The organism is Aquaspirillum sp. LM1 (assembly GCF_002002905.1).
Lineage (GTDB): Bacteria > Pseudomonadota > Gammaproteobacteria > Burkholderiales > Aquaspirillaceae > Rivihabitans.
In genome coordinates, this window is the sequence record NZ_CP019509.1 from 3,663,265 (window position 1) to 3,678,944 (window position 15,680).

Annotated in this window: 13 protein-coding genes and 1 pseudogene; 8 read left to right on the plus strand and 6 right to left on the minus strand. The window is 56.8% G+C overall.

Annotation, left to right across the window (positions count from 1 at the left end; all coding sequences use genetic code 11):
- Positions 1-27 precede the first annotated feature (27 nt).
- A complete protein-coding gene (fba, locus tag BXU06_RS15860; protein WP_077301836.1) occupies positions 28-1,092 on the plus strand; it encodes a class II fructose-bisphosphate aldolase in 1,065 nt (354 codons plus the stop codon).
- A 126-nt stretch (positions 1,093-1,218) separates the two neighbouring features.
- Here fba and BXU06_RS15865 read toward each other — a convergent pair whose 3' ends face one another.
- Positions 1,219-2,436 carry a site-specific integrase gene (locus tag BXU06_RS15865; protein ID WP_171982247.1) on the minus strand — a complete coding sequence of 406 codons (1,218 nt, stop codon included), beginning with the start codon at positions 2,434-2,436 and terminating at the stop codon, positions 1,219-1,221.
- A 90-nt stretch (positions 2,437-2,526) separates the two neighbouring features.
- Here BXU06_RS15865 and BXU06_RS15870 point away from each other — a divergent pair, with 90 nt between their 5' ends.
- A complete protein-coding gene (locus BXU06_RS15870; RefSeq protein ID WP_077301842.1) occupies positions 2,527-2,823 on the plus strand; it encodes a helix-turn-helix domain-containing protein in 297 nt (98 codons plus the stop codon).
- A 210-nt stretch (positions 2,824-3,033) separates the two neighbouring features.
- Positions 3,034-5,214 carry an S-layer family protein gene (locus BXU06_RS17550; RefSeq protein ID WP_150125241.1) on the plus strand — a complete coding sequence of 727 codons (2,181 nt, stop codon included), beginning with the start codon at positions 3,034-3,036 and terminating at the stop codon, positions 5,212-5,214.
- A 369-nt stretch (positions 5,215-5,583) separates the two neighbouring features.
- Here BXU06_RS17550 and BXU06_RS15885 read toward each other — a convergent pair whose 3' ends face one another.
- The gene (locus BXU06_RS15885) at positions 5,584-6,810 is read right to left on the minus strand and encodes an IS4 family transposase (RefSeq protein WP_171982248.1); all 1,227 of its coding nucleotides are present in this window, start codon (positions 6,808-6,810) and stop codon (positions 5,584-5,586) included.
- 317 nt (positions 6,811-7,127) lie between these two features.
- Positions 7,128-8,105 (minus strand): annotated as a pseudogene (locus BXU06_RS15890) (IS481 family transposase); the annotation flags it as partial.
- Positions 8,106-8,201: 96 nt separating this feature from the next.
- On the opposite strand from BXU06_RS15890, the gene BXU06_RS15895 reads away from it, so the two are divergent.
- The 4 genes from BXU06_RS15895 to BXU06_RS15910 all read left to right on the plus strand — a co-directional run bounded on the left by BXU06_RS15895 (position 8,202) and on the right by BXU06_RS15910 (position 11,650).
- Complete coding sequence (locus BXU06_RS15895) at positions 8,202-8,714, plus strand: hypothetical protein (RefSeq protein ID WP_077301853.1); 513 nt, start codon at positions 8,202-8,204, stop codon at positions 8,712-8,714.
- A 142-nt stretch (positions 8,715-8,856) separates the two neighbouring features.
- Positions 8,857-9,840 carry an IS481 family transposase gene (locus BXU06_RS15900; RefSeq protein ID WP_077298762.1) on the plus strand — a complete coding sequence of 328 codons (984 nt, stop codon included), beginning with the start codon at positions 8,857-8,859 and terminating at the stop codon, positions 9,838-9,840.
- A 53-nt stretch (positions 9,841-9,893) separates the two neighbouring features.
- Positions 9,894-10,970: a hypothetical protein gene (locus BXU06_RS15905; RefSeq protein ID WP_150125243.1), complete on the plus strand. Its 1,077-nt coding sequence runs from the start codon at positions 9,894-9,896 to the stop codon at positions 10,968-10,970.
- A complete protein-coding gene (locus BXU06_RS15910; RefSeq protein ID WP_077301859.1) occupies positions 10,967-11,650 on the plus strand; it encodes a hypothetical protein in 684 nt (227 codons plus the stop codon). Before BXU06_RS15905 ends, BXU06_RS15910 begins: the two co-directional genes overlap by 4 nt.
- A 118-nt stretch (positions 11,651-11,768) precedes the next feature.
- Here BXU06_RS15910 and BXU06_RS15915 read toward each other — a convergent pair whose 3' ends face one another.
- Positions 11,769-12,920, minus strand: a complete 1,152-nt coding sequence (locus BXU06_RS15915) for a porin (protein WP_171982249.1) — start codon at positions 12,918-12,920, stop codon at positions 11,769-11,771.
- A 279-nt stretch (positions 12,921-13,199) separates the two neighbouring features.
- On the opposite strand from BXU06_RS15915, the gene hpaR reads away from it, so the two are divergent.
- Positions 13,200-13,700: a homoprotocatechuate degradation operon regulator HpaR gene (gene hpaR / locus BXU06_RS15920; protein WP_077301865.1), complete on the plus strand. Its 501-nt coding sequence runs from the start codon at positions 13,200-13,202 to the stop codon at positions 13,698-13,700.
- 303 nt (positions 13,701-14,003) lie between these two features.
- Here the strand turns inward: hpaR and fmt are convergent, their stop codons facing one another.
- Positions 14,004-14,915, minus strand: coding sequence for a methionyl-tRNA formyltransferase (fmt, locus tag BXU06_RS15925; RefSeq protein WP_077301868.1), 912 nt, complete (start codon positions 14,913-14,915; stop codon positions 14,004-14,006).
- 50 nt (positions 14,916-14,965) lie between these two features.
- Positions 14,966-15,472: a peptide deformylase gene (gene def, locus BXU06_RS15930; protein ID WP_077301871.1), complete on the minus strand. Its 507-nt coding sequence runs from the start codon at positions 15,470-15,472 to the stop codon at positions 14,966-14,968.
- Between the last annotated feature and the right edge of the window lie 208 nt (positions 15,473-15,680).

Genomic DNA, 15,680 nt, shown 5'->3' on the forward strand with positions numbered 1-15,680 from the left:
ACCGATCATGTTTTTGGAGAGACACCCATGGCACTCGTTTCAATGCGCCAACTGCTCGATCACGCAGCAGAATTCAGCTACGGCCTGCCGGCCTTCAATGTGAACAACCTGGAACAAATGCGCGCCATCATGGAAGCCGCCGACAAGTGCGATGCCCCGGTGATCGTGCAAGCTTCGGCTGGCGCGCGCAAATATGCCGGCGCGCCGTTTCTGCGCCACCTGATCCTGGCCGCCGTCGAAGAGTTTCCGCATATCCCGGTGGTGATGCACCAGGACCACGGTACCAGCCCGGATGTCTGTCAGCGTTCCATCCAGCTGGGTTTCAGCTCGGTGATGATGGACGGCTCGCTGAAATCCGACGGCAAGACCCCGGCAGACTACGCCTACAACGTGGACGTGACCCGTACCGTGGTGAATTTCTCCCACGCCTGCGGCGTGTCGGTTGAAGGTGAAATCGGCTGCCTGGGCAGCCTGGAAACCGGCATGGCCGGCGAAGAAGACGGCGTAGGTGCCGAAGGCGTGCTGGACCACAGCCAGCTGCTGACCGACCCGGAAGAAGCTGCCCAGTTTGTGAAGGATACCGGCGTGGACGCGCTGGCCATCGCCATTGGCACCAGCCATGGCGCGTACAAATTCAGCAAGAAGCCCACCGGCGACGTATTGCGCATCGACCGCATCAAGGAAATCCACGCCCGCATCCCCAACACCCATCTGGTGATGCACGGCAGCTCCAGCGTGCCGCAAGAGTGGCTGGCCATCATCAATGAGTTTGGCGGTGACCTGGGCGAAACCTACGGCGTGCCGGTGGAAGAAATTGTTGAAGGCATCAAGCACGGCGTGCGCAAGGTGAACATCGACACCGACCTGCGCCTGGCCAGCACCGGTGCCATCCGCCGCTTCATGGCCCAACACCCGGCAGAATTCGACCCGCGCAAATACCTGGCCGCCAGTACCCTCGCCATGCGCGACATCGTGATTGCCCGCTACGAAGCCTTTGGCTCCGCCGGCATGGCCAGCAAGATCAAGCCGGTGAGCCTGGATGCCATGGCCAATAAATACCTGAAGGGCGAGCTGGCACAGATCGTCAAATAAGCACGCACGCCACACAGCAGCCCAATACAACACCCGGCCCGCCGGGTGTTGTGCCTCTCCCGCCGCCGTAGCGTACCGCCACATCACCCCCAACGCGACGCACCAAGCGCACTCACACTGACGCACTCACACTGATGTCTCCGCCTGCGGCAGATCACCAGGGCGCTTTTGCACCGTGCCCACCACACTCCCAACCACATTGGCCGCCTCAATCAGCGCTGCCGGCGACAAATGCGCGTAGCGCATGGTCATCTTCGGGTCATGGTGGCCCAGCAGGCGCTGGACTTCATACAGCGAACGTCCGGAATTAACCAGGAAGCTGGCAAACGAATGGCGCAGGTCGTGCAAGCGCACCTCATCCAGCCCCACTTTACGGCGGATTGTGTCCCATGCATAAAAAATGGAGACGGGTGGCTTGCGCGTTTTGGGGTTAAAAAATACCCAGGGAATATCGGTTTCACGCGGTAGGGATTGCAGCAATGCCACGGCAGCATCTGACAAGGGGATGTGGCGCGGCTTGCCCGACTTGGACAGCGGAACAGTCAGAATCTGCCGGCCCAGATCCAGATGCTCCCAGCGCGCATCCAGGATCTCGCGCTTGCGGGCTCCAGTCAGCAGCAGCAGCTGGATCACCCATCCCACCTGCACATTCCGGTTCTTTGCCAGCTCGTCAAACAGCAACTGAACCTCGTCTACCGACAGGTAGCGCTCACGCGCCCCCCGATCCTCAAACAATGCCACACCACTACAAGGATTACTGCCTGCTGGCAAGACATCCCAACGAATGGCACAATTGAAGATAAATTTAAGTAACACAAGTATCCGGTTGCATGTTCCGGCGGCATAACCTTGTTCTTTGATGGCCTGATGCATGTTGATCACGTCAGAACGCATAATCCGATTCATACGGAATTCGCCAAATAGTGGCAATAAATGGTTACGCAACAGGGTTTCATCAATTGCCCAGCTGCGTTTTCGGGACTGGGCATAGGAGAGATAGCGCTCAGCGCTGAACTCGGCAAACGTGGGCACCTCTTTCAGTCGATGACGCTCCACCCTGGGGTCTCCCCCCTCCTGCACCATCACGCGCAAGCAGTGCGCCTTGGCTCTGGCATCGGCCAGCGTGATGCCAGGAAAGTGACCAATGCGAAACAAACGCACCTTGCTGTTGGCATCACGATAACGGAAATACCAGGTTGCCCCACCGCTGGCGCGATGCTCCAGCATGAATCCACGAACTTCGGAGTCGAAATAACACACCATGCCCCGAGATGGCTGACGCTCTGGAAGCGAGGCAAGGAATTCAGCAGTAAATGCTTGCGTAGGCATGGTGTAACCCTTCATCCGAGTGCCTGCGGATATTAACACAATGCATCCATAAAGAAACAAAAAATAGCTTAATGGCTGTATTGAACCCATGACAGGAGATCATCAATGCTGGATGGAAGACAAATCCGCGCGGCCAGGGCCATGTTGGGATGGAGCCGGGAAGACCTGCTGAAAGCGGCAGGCATTTCAATGTCAGCATTACTCAGAATGGAAAGTGGCCAGGCAGATAGCCGGGGTTCCACCTTGAGCAAGGTTATCCACGCCCTGGCCAGCGCCGGCATTGAACTGGTGCACCGCGATGATGGCGCGATTGGTATACTGCTTAAAAAACAGGAGGTTAGCCAGCAGTTCTCCTGGCGATGCGACCCTGAGGCCGCACCCTGCCAACTGAACCGAAAGTAGGAAAGTAGTATGATTTTTTGGGGAGAAGCGGGCTTCCCAGCCCGAGGTTTTTGCTTGTAACCATATGAAAAATATGAGTTTTTCAAATGGCGGTTCAGCCGGTGGTGGCTGATGTGATATGAAACTGATATGAACAGCCAGTCAGTAAGTCACATGTACTAAGATAACCTGATGATTTTTAACAGAGCATAAGGTTATGTGACTTTCAGTTTGACTACCAACAAAGATATTTTTGCTGGCAACTCTGGCAACGACACCTTCAATGCCACTCTGGACAACAGCATCAATCAGGCTGACATCGTGTCTGATGGCAGCGCCACTGATTCGGACACACTGAACGCAGCAATCAGTGCAAATGCAGCTACGGCCCTGACGGCAGTCAATATTGAAAACATCAACCTCGACCTCAAAGGCTTCGGTCTGACTTTTGATGCTGCCGGTGTGACCAAAGGCACTGTCACTGTATCCACCACTCAAGCCGGTGTAAATAGCGTTACGGTAAACAACATTGATGGTTCTGCGGGTGTCGCTGTTAAGGCAAGCACTGGCATCTTGACCTTGAATGCAGACAACATTCAGAAAAATGCTGCCATTGATGTGGGCGCAGCAACGACACTGAAACTGGATGGTGTTGCTACGCTGGGTGATTCGACAGCTACCATCAAGCTGAATGGCAATGCCAATACGGTTGCCTTGACGGCAGGTACTCAGGACATGTCGGTGCTGACATTGAATAGCACCACTGCGGCTAACACTGTTTCGCTGGCGACCAGCGTGATTGCTGGTTCCGGTTCGAACATTGCCGTTACCGGTGATAAGAGCCTGACCATCAAGACGGCTGACACCAGCACTCTGACTGCCGCAACGTTGACCAATGGCATCACTAAATCCCTGACCGCAGGGGCAAAGCTGACGGTTGAAGTCGACGCAACCAGCTCGGGCAATGATTTGTCGAAAGTTACCGCAGATACGTTCTATTTCTCTGCAGCAGGCTCTCATGCGGCAGACACCCTGACATTTGCTAACAATGCTGCGTTGAAATTGGTTGCCGATGCTGATGTGCTCACCATCAAATCGGCTGCAACAGGTAGCCTGACGGACGCTATCTCGGTAGAAATCACTGGTGATGTGGCCATTACCAATGACGCGGAAGCATTTAACACGATCAACCTGTCTTCTACCAAGAGCTCGTCTGGTGCTGTGACAGCTACCCTGCTTGCGGGGACTGCAAGTACGGTGAATCTGTCTGGCGCCAAGGCAATTAGTTTGGCCGCGACTTCGACAGCAAAAGCAGTCAATGCTTCAGCGCTGACCGAAGTGCTGACCGTGACTTACGATACTACCAGCGATATTGCTACCGTAACTGGTGGTTCGGCTAATGATGTATTTGCCCTGACCACGGGTGCGGTCACTGCCACCATTGATGGTGGCGCAGGTACGGGCGACAAGATCACACTGGCTATTGGCACTGGCGACATCACCAACATTAACTTCAGCAATATTGAAGTGCTGGATGTCACTAACGTTGGCATTACCAACTCTTCCTCGGCGCAGTTCTCGGGTAAAGAAATGGTGATCGTGGCAACGGGTGCTGGTACTGGTGCGCAAACCATCGTGATTGACACTTTTGCTTCGACAAGTGTTGACCTGAGCAAGATTACGGTTGACACCACGACTTCCCCGTCCACTGATTCTGTCCGGATTGATGCCAACGCTTTGTCGATGAATATGAACATCACCGGCACTAATACTGCTGACTCGATCCGAGGCGGCTCCTCGGCAGACACCATCTCTGGTGGTGCTGGCACGGATAAATTGATCGGGAATGGTGGTGCAGATGTAATTACCGGTGGTGAAGGTACAGACACCATCACTGGTGGCGCAGGTAATGACACCATTAATCTGACCGAGTCTATCTTGGCAGCTGACAATGTTGCGTTCTCTAGTGGTGCGACGAATGGTGTTGACACTATCACCGGCTGGAAGTCCAATGATCTTATCAACGTTGCCGCGCTGGGTGACGGCAGTACTGGGAGTAGTTCGACTGCAATCACCTCGGCTCGTGCACAGTCTACTCTGACTGATGACCGTTCCTTGGTAATCAATACCGATGGTACTGCAGCTAATTTGACCACTGGTGGCACCAAGGTAATCACCGATTGGACGAATATGACCCAAGTGGCAGATTACCTGAATGAAGCGTTTACCACCACTACCAGCACTGAGCAAGTTTTCATTATCAACAACACGGCTTCGGGTGCTAACACCACCTATGTTTACAGCTATGTGGATGCAGGCACTGCTACTATCGCGGCAGCTGAAGTGGTGCTGGTTGGGGTGATTAACAATGGCGGCTCTATGTTGGTTGATGCTAATGTTGTTTATGCTTGATAAGCAGTAACAATAGGGGACAGACCACGTTTAACCGGTTAACCCCCTAAGCCCCCATCTCACCGGGGGTAGCAACAAGCCCTTCAACCCCATCCCGTCAACAGCGGGGTGGGGGTTTTCATGAGCGGGTTCAAAACACACTTGGAACAACACAAACAACATTTTAGGGGACAGACCACGTTTAATCGGTTAACCCCCTAAGCCCCCAGCTCATCAGAGGGTAGCGATAAGCCTTTCAACCCCATCCTATCCAAGCAGGGTGGGGGTTTTTATAAACAATAGAAGGCGGAACCCGATAAACGTAAGCTACCGCGCTGACAAGGTGGCAGCCCACTGCCGCGAAAATAGCCACATCGCATGACCCTACCGTCATTTATAAGCCCGGTGACGGCGTGGTTTCTTCCGGTTCGGCTTACGTGGCGGCGCTGGCTTGCCAGGCCGTCGTTTGCTGATCTGCCCAGCAATTCCAGCAAACAAGGCCGGCCCAATCCTGTCGATTGATGCCGAGTCTTCCAGCAACTGCGGCAGATACAAACGCACCAGATGTGTGGCATGAGTCAGGTTTGGCACCAGCGTGGCCGCATCCAGCTCCTGTTCCGCCAACACATCCTGCGCGGCAATGATGGTCAGATTGTGCAACAGGATTGAGGCGTGGAACTCCTGACGAATCGCCTGTGGCGTCTCTCCGCCAAACTGCTCCAGTTGCAAGCGACATTTGAGATGCCGGAACGCCTCTTCGATGCGCCAGCGTTGCTGATACAGCGCTGCAAAGTCTACTGCGGGCCAGCGTGACGCATCCAGCAGCGACGTGGCCAGAATTTCAATCTGGCCTGTTTTGAGCGGAACACGCACCAGGCGCACCGAGAATGCATCCATCGGCAGCTGGTGCTGGACAAAATCCTGGCGCTGCCCGTGGCCAGGCTGCATCCTGATGACAGCACAAGCCTGACCAGACGCCACAAAAGCCTGAACCTGTGGCGAAAAACTCTGTGGCAGACGAATGCAGAAATGTTGCTGGCGCGCCAGCAACAAGGCAAACAGCCAATAAGCCGGATACCCGCGATCCAACACCAACAAATCGTCAGGGCGCAGATGCTCAAACTGTTCGGCCAACATGCTGCGTTCGTCACGGGTGTCGGCAGCCAGACTGGCGTGCAGAATCAGACCTGAACTGGTTTCACACAAGGCGCTGGCGCGGGCAAGACTGTAGATGCCGCCCTGCGAGTGGTAGCAGTTGAATCCATCTGGGCCGCTGCTGATGGTGTCAGGGTGTGTGGTGGGCAGATAAAGCGTGGTGCCATCGCAGGCAACCACACGCAAGCCGTGCCAATCTGGTGCGGGATGGAGGTCTGCCAGAACCGCCTGGTTAAGTTCGACAAAGGCTTGCCAACGCAACTTCTTGCGCGCCATGCGGAAAGCATCGTCATGAGCGCGACGGCCCAAGGGCAAGGAAATCCGGGAGAAGAACTGATCAAGCTCGACTTGCAGCGAGCGCATCAGATTGACGAGCAAGACGCCGACGACACGCTCGAAGGTGAAAACGGCGCGGCGGGTAAAGTCGCGAGCAGCCTGGCGATGTCGGGCAATGAAGTCCACGGACGTGATGAGGGTGTGAATTTTATGGATTGAACTGGAGTATTGAGAGGGGCGGTTTTTTTGTCATTTTTACATACTGATCAATTGGTTGTGCGCGCTATTCTACCGTAAGGGAAGGTTGCACGGTGTATGATTTTTAGCTAATTTCGCGGCAGTGGGTGGCAGCCTGCCTTAAAACACAAAAAACCTGATAGACTCAATCGCTCTCCGCAGCCACACATCTCTACGCCCTGAATCTACCCGCCAAAGACCATTTTCAGCCAAAATTTCACATAACATGACCCTCTCTCTCCTCTCCTGCCTGAACACGCTAGCCTGTCAAGTCCCGCCTGGTTATAAATGCGCTTCTTGAACAATTCAGGTTTTTTCTTCTGCCATTCTTTCAGCGCCTGAATGGGCGAAAGATGGTTGAGCGCACGCTGCGGAATCTGCTGGTTGTAAGTGTTCACATAGCGCTTAAGCGTTGTCTCCAACTCAGCCGCTGAAGCAAATCGGGTCTGGTTCACCACCTCACTGATTCGGCCATTGAAGCGCTCAACCATCCCGTTTGTCTGCGGGTGGCGCGGCGGGCACAGGCGGTGCTCAATATTCAGCGTCATGCAACGGACATCAAAGGCGTGGCGTCCGGTTGGCTCACGCTTTTTGCTGGTGAAGCGGTCGGTGAACTGACTGCCGTTGTCAGTGAGCAATTTGACGATCTTCATCGGTGCCGCGCGTTCCAGCCGGTTTAAAAAGTCCACGCTGCTTTGCTCACTTTGGTCGGCATAGATATGCATGAACACCCAGCGTGTGGCGCGGTCGATGGCTACAAACAGGTAACGTCGCTCTTTCTCGTCAGGCATCCGCGGCAAGTACTTGATATCCATGTGCAGGAAGCCAGGTTCGTAATCCTTGAAGGTTTTGACCTGTGGCTCAACCTGGCCGGCATCAGCCAGCGCCTGGGCTTGCAGTTGACGCAAATTGGCCACGCCATGGCGGCGCAGACAGCGATCCAGCCCAGAGCGAGAGACGTCTGGATTGATGAATTCGCGCACCACAGCGACCAGGTCATCCAATCCCAGTAGCGTCAGGCTTCGCAAGGCCACGGCAATCGCCTCTTGTGCCGGAGTCAGCGTGGTGCAGAGCTTGTGCGGGCGATGGGATAAATCCTCCGGGCTGTCGCGCTGTTTCCACTTGCGTGCGGTTGCCACGCTGATGTTGTAGCGTTTTGCCAACTCAAGCAACGATGCGGCTGAATTCTTGATCTCCGCTCGCGTACGAGGGGTGGTTCGAGCCTGGGCGTGGACTTCACTCATGTTGATTGCTCTGCTTTCAAGGTCTCAATTAGACCACGCATCATGTCTCTTGCCCAGAAGAGTGGCCTGCTACGAATTGGAATATGATCACACGGGATGCAACAGCTAGCCCACCACGCCCCTCAAACCAATTCACTGCACACCAGCCTGGAACAGGCCCAGGTGCTTTTGCAGGAAGAAACAGATGCACTGGAGAATCTTCAGCGCACATTATGTATGCTGGAACAAAAAGCCCGGCAGCTGAATACCATCAAGCAGCATATTGCGCTACAGCTGGAACAGCAGCATCAGCGCTATGTGCAAGCCAACACGCCGCCAGGCCAGGTTATTCCTATTGATGGTTTGGGGGTATTTGCTGCCGAGGTATGTTTTGGTGTACCCAGGCATGCAGAATATGCTGTGATTAAAGATCGGCTGGCGTTGTTTTGTGCCCAGATTTCCACCAGCAAAACGATCCTCCAGCAAATACGCGCCACCCGGCACTACCAGCAGGATGTGGTGGATGAGGGTGATTCTCAGGCAAGCGATTTTCAGATTGCCATATTGAAACAACATCAGCAGGATGAAGAAAACGCACAGCATCAGGTCGGCCAGCTGTGGCGCACATAAGAATGAAGCCGGCCTGCTGCGAAGGGCAGTAGAGTAACTGTTGCATCCCGTGTGATCATATTCCAATTCGTAGCAGGCCACTCTTCTGGGCAAGAGACATGATGCGTGGTCTAATTGAGACCTTGAAAGCAGAGCAATCAACATGAGTGAAGTCCACGCCCAGGCTCGAACCACCCCTCGTACGCGAGCGGAGATCAAGAATTCAGCCGCATCGTTGCTTGAGTTGGCAAAACGCTACAACATCAGCGTGGCAACCGCACGCAAGTGGAAACAGCGCGACAGCCCGGAGGATTTATCCCATCGCCCGCACAAGCTCTGCACCACGCTGACTCCGGCACAAGAGGCGATTGCCGTGGCCTTGCGAAGCCTGACGCTACTGGGATTGGATGACCTGGTCGCTGTGGTGCGCGAATTCATCAATCCAGACGTCTCTCGCTCTGGGCTGGATCGCTGTCTGCGCCGCCATGGCGTGGCCAATTTGCGTCAACTGCAAGCCCAGGCGCTGGCTGATGCCGGCCAGGTTGAGCCACAGGTCAAAACCTTCAAGGATTACGAACCTGGCTTCCTGCACATGGATATCAAGTACTTGCCGCGGATGCCTGACGAGAAAGAGCGACGTTACCTGTTTGTAGCCATCGACCGCGCCACACGCTGGGTGTTCATGCATATCTATGCCGACCAAAGTGAGCAAAGCAGCGTGGACTTTTTAAACCGGCTGGAACGCGCGGCACCGATGAAGATCGTCAAATTGCTCACTGACAACGGCAGTCAGTTCACCGACCGCTTCACCAGCAAAAAGCGTGAGCCAACCGGACGCCACGCCTTTGATGTCCGTTGCATGACGCTGAATATTGAGCACCGCCTGTGCCCGCCGCGCCACCCGCAGACAAACGGGATGGTTGAGCGCTTCAATGGCCGAATCAGTGAGGTGGTGAACCAGACCCGATTTGCTTCAGCGGCTGAGTTGGAGACAACGCTTAAGCGCTATGTGAACACTTACAACCAGCAGATTCCGCAGCGTGCGCTCAACCATCTTTCGCCCATTCAGGCGCTGAAAGAATGGCAGAAGAAAAAACCTGAATTGTTCAAGAAGCGCATTTATAACCAGGCGGGACTTGACAGATAGCGTTCATTCTTTAGCCATATGTCTTGATCATGGAAGCCTATTGGAGGTGCCCCATGATGCGGCAACCACAGCACTCAAGCGTGAGCGCTGGACGATGCTCGGCCTTGACGGCGGATTCGCATTACCCTGGCGGCAAGCTTCTCTGGATGAACATGACTTCGAACATCGCCGTACAAGAGTTTGTCAGCGCTCGCTTTGGCCATGATGACGCGCAACGGCTCGAACACATTGCCCGTGGTGGCAAGAGCAATAAAAAGGGGGCGGATTTCGAAGGGTGCTATGCGGTTTATGTGATTGCGTCCATTGGGGCAGCGACTACGCCAGCGGAGTGCGCACATCATCATATCAGCAGCCAGGAAACTGCATTTGTGGATGATTTGTGCGTACGTAATCAGGCAATCGGCACAAAGCGCAATTATCAGGCGAAGAACTCCGATGGCTCCGCCGCAGACTGGACGGACGAGCTGCGTGCGCGCTTTGAAAAGCAGATCATCGTGGATATCGAGCATCACCGTGTGCAACAACAGGAACAAGTTCTGGTGGTCAGCTGCGCAGACAAGGCCGCAGCCAATCAGAAAAAAATTCCACACGCCATGCAAAGCTGTTGCCGGGCGGAATATTTTCCTTACGAGCTGACGTCAATTGCATTGCTGATGAGCCATACCCCCCTTCAGTCTGTCTTTGCCAAGTTATGCAACTCGCGTCAGCTCGCCCGTCTGGATGAGGCTTTCAGGATCATTCTTGGGCAATGGCACGCAGACAATCATGCCGGGCGAACTGTGCTGGATGTGCTGACCAAGGCCAAAGCCAGTGCTCGGCCAGATATTTTTGGTGGGTTTCACCCGCCTCAGCTCTGTTGGCAGGAGGGGGCATCAGTGCCGCCATGCACGCCGCCATCATGGCTGACAGAGGTGCTGGATCGTTTTCAAATGGGGGGGACGACGGTAGAATGCGCTGCTTTCAAAGTCAGCTACAATGGGTTGGAAGTGCAGGTGGCGGCTCATGCCCCCGCTCCCCACCCTGACGCGCTTGCCAGCCTGACCAGCCCTCGTGATGTTTTCATGCTGCTGATGTCTGTTGAAGCGGAGATGCTTGCCGCCTCGCCACCTACAGAGGGACACCCACAATGAGCATGGTCAACAGAAGCTACAGCGCCCTTGCCGCAGAAGAAGCCAAGGCCTGCTTGGGAAACCTTCTGTCGTTTGTTGATGCGCCGGACAGCTACACCGAGGAAATGCATAAGCTTGGCATGCTCCTGGGTAAATTGCTCAGCGAGAAAATTCCCTCGACCACGCCCTGCCTGTTGGTCGCCACCGCCGAAGACGCCGATTACCTGGGTCGTGGCATTTATGACTGTCTGAAGCAGGCGCACCCCACCAAAGCAGCGGTGTTCTGGAACAACCATTACACCATTCCCGGTGGTGGCAGCATTGCGCCGGTGGTGCACAAGTTTCTGGAGCCTGGCTACGAAAGTGCGGAAGTATTGATCATCGCAAAGTCTGTCATTTCCGGCAGCTGCGTGGTGCGGACCAACCTTCTGGAACTGATCGACACCCTCTCCCCCCAGAAAATCTTCATTGTTTCTCCGGTCATGTATCGCCAGTCCGAAGAATGGCTGAGGCAGGAATTTCCGTGCGCGATCTCGGAAAAGTTCGAGTTCATGGTGTTTGCCACTGATGCAGAGCGTACCGAAAGTGGCGAAGTCAAACCCGGTATCGGTGGAGAAGTCTACCCGCTGCTGGGACTGGCAGATCAGCCTGCCCGCTTTGGTTTCATGCCCAAGCTGGTGCAGGAGTTGGCCGCGCTGTGATGACATAGCCGGCTTTTTCCATCAGTGTGCGGCCAGCCTACCCAAAAAAATCCCCCGTCTGGCAACGGGGGATAAGCTGGGGAACTGCTGTGCTGGAACAGGCTATCTGGCAAAGGAGTTAAAACGAATGGCGCAGGCCCACGGCAAAGCCCTTCGGATCCGCCCCGGCGGCCACGCCGCCGATGCTGCCAATGGCAAAGTCATACTTCGCCGCGCTGTTGTTGCGAATCTCGCTGTACAGCACCTTCACCAGGGTCCGTTTGGACAGATCATGTTCGTAGCCCAGTTCGTAGTGCTGCGCCTTGCCGCTGTCGGCCAGGCTGCTGTTGCCGCCACTGAGCTTGCCGGCCTGGCCGTATTGCGCAATCAGCCGGCCATTGGCACCGATGCCCAGCGAGCCATTCACATACCATACCGACTGCTTCAGGCTGCGGTTGCCGTACAGCCTGGCCCCGGCCTGGGTCAGATCGCCTTCGGTGCGGTCGTAGATCACCCCGATGCGGGTGTTGGCCGAGAAGCGGTAAATCGCGGCGGCGCGCAGGTCGTCCACCCGGCGGAAGGCGCTGGTGCTCAGCGCTGCGCCATCGTCCACCCCGGTGGTGGAACGGGTATAAGCCAGCCCGGCATACAGGCTGCCGTTGTCGTATTTCACCCCCAGGTTGGCGTTGTAGGCGCGTGGGCCGCTGCTGTTCTCGCCGGCGCTGTACAGCGCGCTGGCCGAGAAGTGGCTGAAGGTGGGCGTGGTGTACTGCACCGAGTTGCGCAGACGGTTGTCAAATTGGCCGATCTGGCCGGCAGCCTGGGTTTTCAGCGCCGGGTCGGTAATGGCAAAGTTGCCCAGCTTGCCCAGCAGGGCAGCGGACAAGCCAATGCCGGTGGCGGCCTTGTTGATGTCGTAAATCCCACCCATGGCACGCGCCGACGAGGTGAGCAAGCCCAACTGCAGCATGCCCAGGCTCGGGCTGGTGAGGCCGACAAAGCTGTCGCGGGTGGCAAAGTTGCCGGCACCGGTGTCCAGGGCGATGCTGTTTTCCACTTGCCAGATGGCTTTCAGGCCATTGCCGAGATCTTCGCTGCCCTTGAAGCCGATGAAGGTGCTGTTGGAGTTGATGCGGGTGGTCTGGCCGATGTTTTGCGCGCTGTTGGCCGCGCCCCGGGCGGAGACGCTTTCCAGGGTTTCGTCGATGGAGCCGTACAGGGTGACGTCGGCCAGGGCGGCGCTGCTCAGGCTGGCAATGGCGATGGCCAGCAGGGTGTGCGGGTGTTTCATGGTGTTTTCTCCCTTGTGTTGTCGTGTGCCGGTATGTCCGGCTGGTGTGGTGGCGAGGCTGGCCTGGTGCGTCATGCGCTGGGCGCTTTGAGCTGCCGCCAAAACACTAACATGATAGTAATATGGTTACTGCGATATTAGCAATATGGCGTTTCACCACACCTTTTGCCGGCAGACATATGCTGCATCGTAAAAAACACTACGATATTAGGATAATGCCCGGCAACTTACGGTAAAATTCGCCTTCCCCCTGTACATGCTTGACGCACAAAGGCCGTTATGGATCGCCGGATTTCTTATCGCAACCTCCCGCAGTTGTTTTTAAAGGCCCGTGAAGAACTGCTCTGCCACTTTCGCCCGATCATCAACCACTTTGGCCTGACCGAGCAGCAATGGCGGATCCTGCGCACCCTGAGCGAGCACGAACAGCTGGAGCCGCGTGAAATTTGTGAAATCTGCCACATTCTCAGCCCCAGTCTGGCCGGGGTGCTGGCGCGGATGGACGATCTGGGCGTGGTAATTCGCAGCCGGATGCCGGAAGACCAGCGTCGGGTGCTGGTGCGGCTCAGCCCCAAGGGTGAAGCAATTGTGGCGCAGATGGCCCCGCTGGTGCAGGCGCAGTACCGGTTGCTGGAAGACGCGCTGGGCAAGGAGTTGATTCAGGAGGTGTATCAGGTGGTGGATAAGCTGCTGATTGCCCAGCAAACCACGCGGGTGCCACGGGTGGCGCTGCCAGAGTTAGACGCCAGCCTGGCGCGGGAAGCCCCGTCGGGTGAATAAGCGTTGCTGATCGGTTGCACGACAATGTAGCGACCTAATCTTTTCGAACATGCCACCCGTTCATCGCAATTTTATCCCAGCGTTTCAAACGCGCAGTTACCAAACAAATCGTTCCGCAACTGCACCGCCAAACGCTGTGATGAGCTTGATCTGGGCGAGACACTGCGGGCCGGTGCTGGGTCACCCTGTACCACGCCGAGCCTGACCCCAGACCAGCACGCTGCCGGTCAGCTACAGCTGAACGGCGCATCGCCAAGGCGGACAGCGAAATCCTGAAAAACCTGTTTCCTTGTTTGACCGCGCTTACCCCAGCCGCGCCGGCAGCGGGTGTCCAGCCAGAAATTCACGCACAGCCAGGCGTTTGCCGCCAGCGGCCTGCAGCTGGGTGGCCAGCAGCGCGCCCTCACCGGTGGCGATGCGCACGCCTTCGGCACTGTGCGCCAGAATCTGGCCGGGCTCGCCATGGCCGTCGCAGACGTGCGCCTGCCAGATTTTCAGCGGCGCGCCGTCGGCCAGGGTGCTGGCACCGGGAAAGGGGTTGAAGGCGCGAATCTTGCGGTCCAGCACGGTGGCCGGCAAGGTCCAGTCCAGCTGGGCTTCGGCCTTGCCGATTTTCTCGGCATAGGTCACCCCCTGTTCAGGCTGCGGGGTGGCAGTCAGTTGATCCAGCTGGGCCAGTGCGTCCACCATCGCCTGGGCTCCCAGCGTGGCCAGACGGTCGTGCAGGCTGGCGGTGGTGTCGTCGGCGCGGATCGGTTCGCGTACGGTCAGCAGCATGTCGCCCGTATCCAGGCCGACATCCATCTGCATGATGGTGACGCCGGTTTCGGCGTCGCCGGCTTCGATGGCGCGGTGAATCGGCGCGGCACCGCGCCAGCGCGGCAGCAGCGAGGCGTGAATATTCAGGCAGCCGCGCGTGGGCATGTCCAGCACCACCTTGGGCAGAATCAGCCCGTAGGCGGCTACCACCATCAGTTCGGCACCCACCGCCGCGATTTCCGCCTGGGCATCAGTGGTTTTCAGCGTCAGCGGCTGGCTCACGGGCAGTTGGTGCGCCAGTGCCAGGGCTTTTACCGGGCTGGCTTTCAGCTTCATGCCGCGCCCGGCGGGGCGGTCGGGCTGGGTCAGCACCAGGGCAATCTCGTGGCCGGCATCAATCAGCGCCTGCAGCGCGCTGGCGGCAAATTCCGGGGTTCCGGCAAAAATCAGTTTCATCGGGGGCTATCCTGGGCAGGGGCGGGCCGCCGGGGCAGGCCCGCCGGGCGTCACATCGTGCGTTTTTCCAGCTTTTTCAGCTTGGTGCGGATGCGGTTTTGCTTGAGCGCAGACAGGTATTCGACAAACACCTTGCCTTCCAGGTGGTCAAGTTCGTGTTGCAGGCACACCGCCAGCAGACCATCGGCCTCCAGGGTGAAGGGCTTGCCATTGCCGTCCAGCGCCTGCACGGTCACCTGGGTGGCGCGCGAGACGTTGTCGTACACCAGCGGCACCGACAGGCAGCCTTCTTCGCCGATGGCCTGTTCGTCGGAACGGGCGATGATGGTCGGGTTGATGAACACTTGCAGCTGATTTTTTTCTTCCGACAGGTCAATTACCACCAGACGTTCGTGAACATTGACCTGGGTGGCGGCCAGGCCAATGCCGTGGGCGGCATACATGGTTTCGCCCATGTCGGCAATCAGGGTGCGGATGCGGTCGTCCACCTGAGCCACCGGCTTGGCGCGGGTGTGCAGGCGGGGGTCGGGGTAGTGCAGGATATTCAGCAGGGCCATGGCGTGCGGGTGTCGTTCAGCAGGTTTTTGGGGAAATGGGCGCACGGCGGCGCCACAGAAGTCTCTGCATTATATCGTGTGTTGCCGGCGCTCACCTGTTTGCGGGCAATCCGGGCCGGGCGGCCTGCTACTGGCTGCGTGCTTGTTATGGATGAGCACCGGCAAAACAAAAACTGCCCCAAGTCGCCAGATGAACTCCCGTCTGATT

What these genes read in the sequence shown, in the direction of transcription:
- BXU06_RS15915 (WP_171982249.1), bottom strand. Translation starts at nt 12,920, where the DNA reads ATGAAACACCCGCACACCCTGCTGGCCATCGCCATTGCCAGCCTGAGC.
- BXU06_RS15865 (WP_171982247.1), bottom strand. Translation starts at nt 2,436, where the DNA reads ATGAAGGGTTACACCATGCCTACGCAAGCATTTACTGCTGAATTCCTT.
- BXU06_RS15895 (WP_077301853.1), top strand. Translation starts at nt 8,202, where the DNA reads ATGCAACAGCTAGCCCACCACGCCCCTCAAACCAATTCACTGCACACC.
- BXU06_RS15905 (WP_150125243.1), top strand. Translation starts at nt 9,894, where the DNA reads ATGATGCGGCAACCACAGCACTCAAGCGTGAGCGCTGGACGATGCTCG.
- BXU06_RS15910 (WP_077301859.1), top strand. Translation starts at nt 10,967, where the DNA reads ATGAGCATGGTCAACAGAAGCTACAGCGCCCTTGCCGCAGAAGAAGCC.
- BXU06_RS15900 (WP_077298762.1), top strand. Translation starts at nt 8,857, where the DNA reads ATGAGTGAAGTCCACGCCCAGGCTCGAACCACCCCTCGTACGCGAGCG.
- fba (WP_077301836.1), top strand. Translation starts at nt 28, where the DNA reads ATGGCACTCGTTTCAATGCGCCAACTGCTCGATCACGCAGCAGAATTC.
- def (WP_077301871.1), bottom strand. Translation starts at nt 15,472, where the DNA reads ATGGCCCTGCTGAATATCCTGCACTACCCCGACCCCCGCCTGCACACC.
- BXU06_RS15870 (WP_077301842.1), top strand. Translation starts at nt 2,527, where the DNA reads ATGCTGGATGGAAGACAAATCCGCGCGGCCAGGGCCATGTTGGGATGG.
- fmt (WP_077301868.1), bottom strand. Translation starts at nt 14,915, where the DNA reads ATGAAACTGATTTTTGCCGGAACCCCGGAATTTGCCGCCAGCGCGCTG.
- hpaR (WP_077301865.1), top strand. Translation starts at nt 13,200, where the DNA reads ATGGATCGCCGGATTTCTTATCGCAACCTCCCGCAGTTGTTTTTAAAG.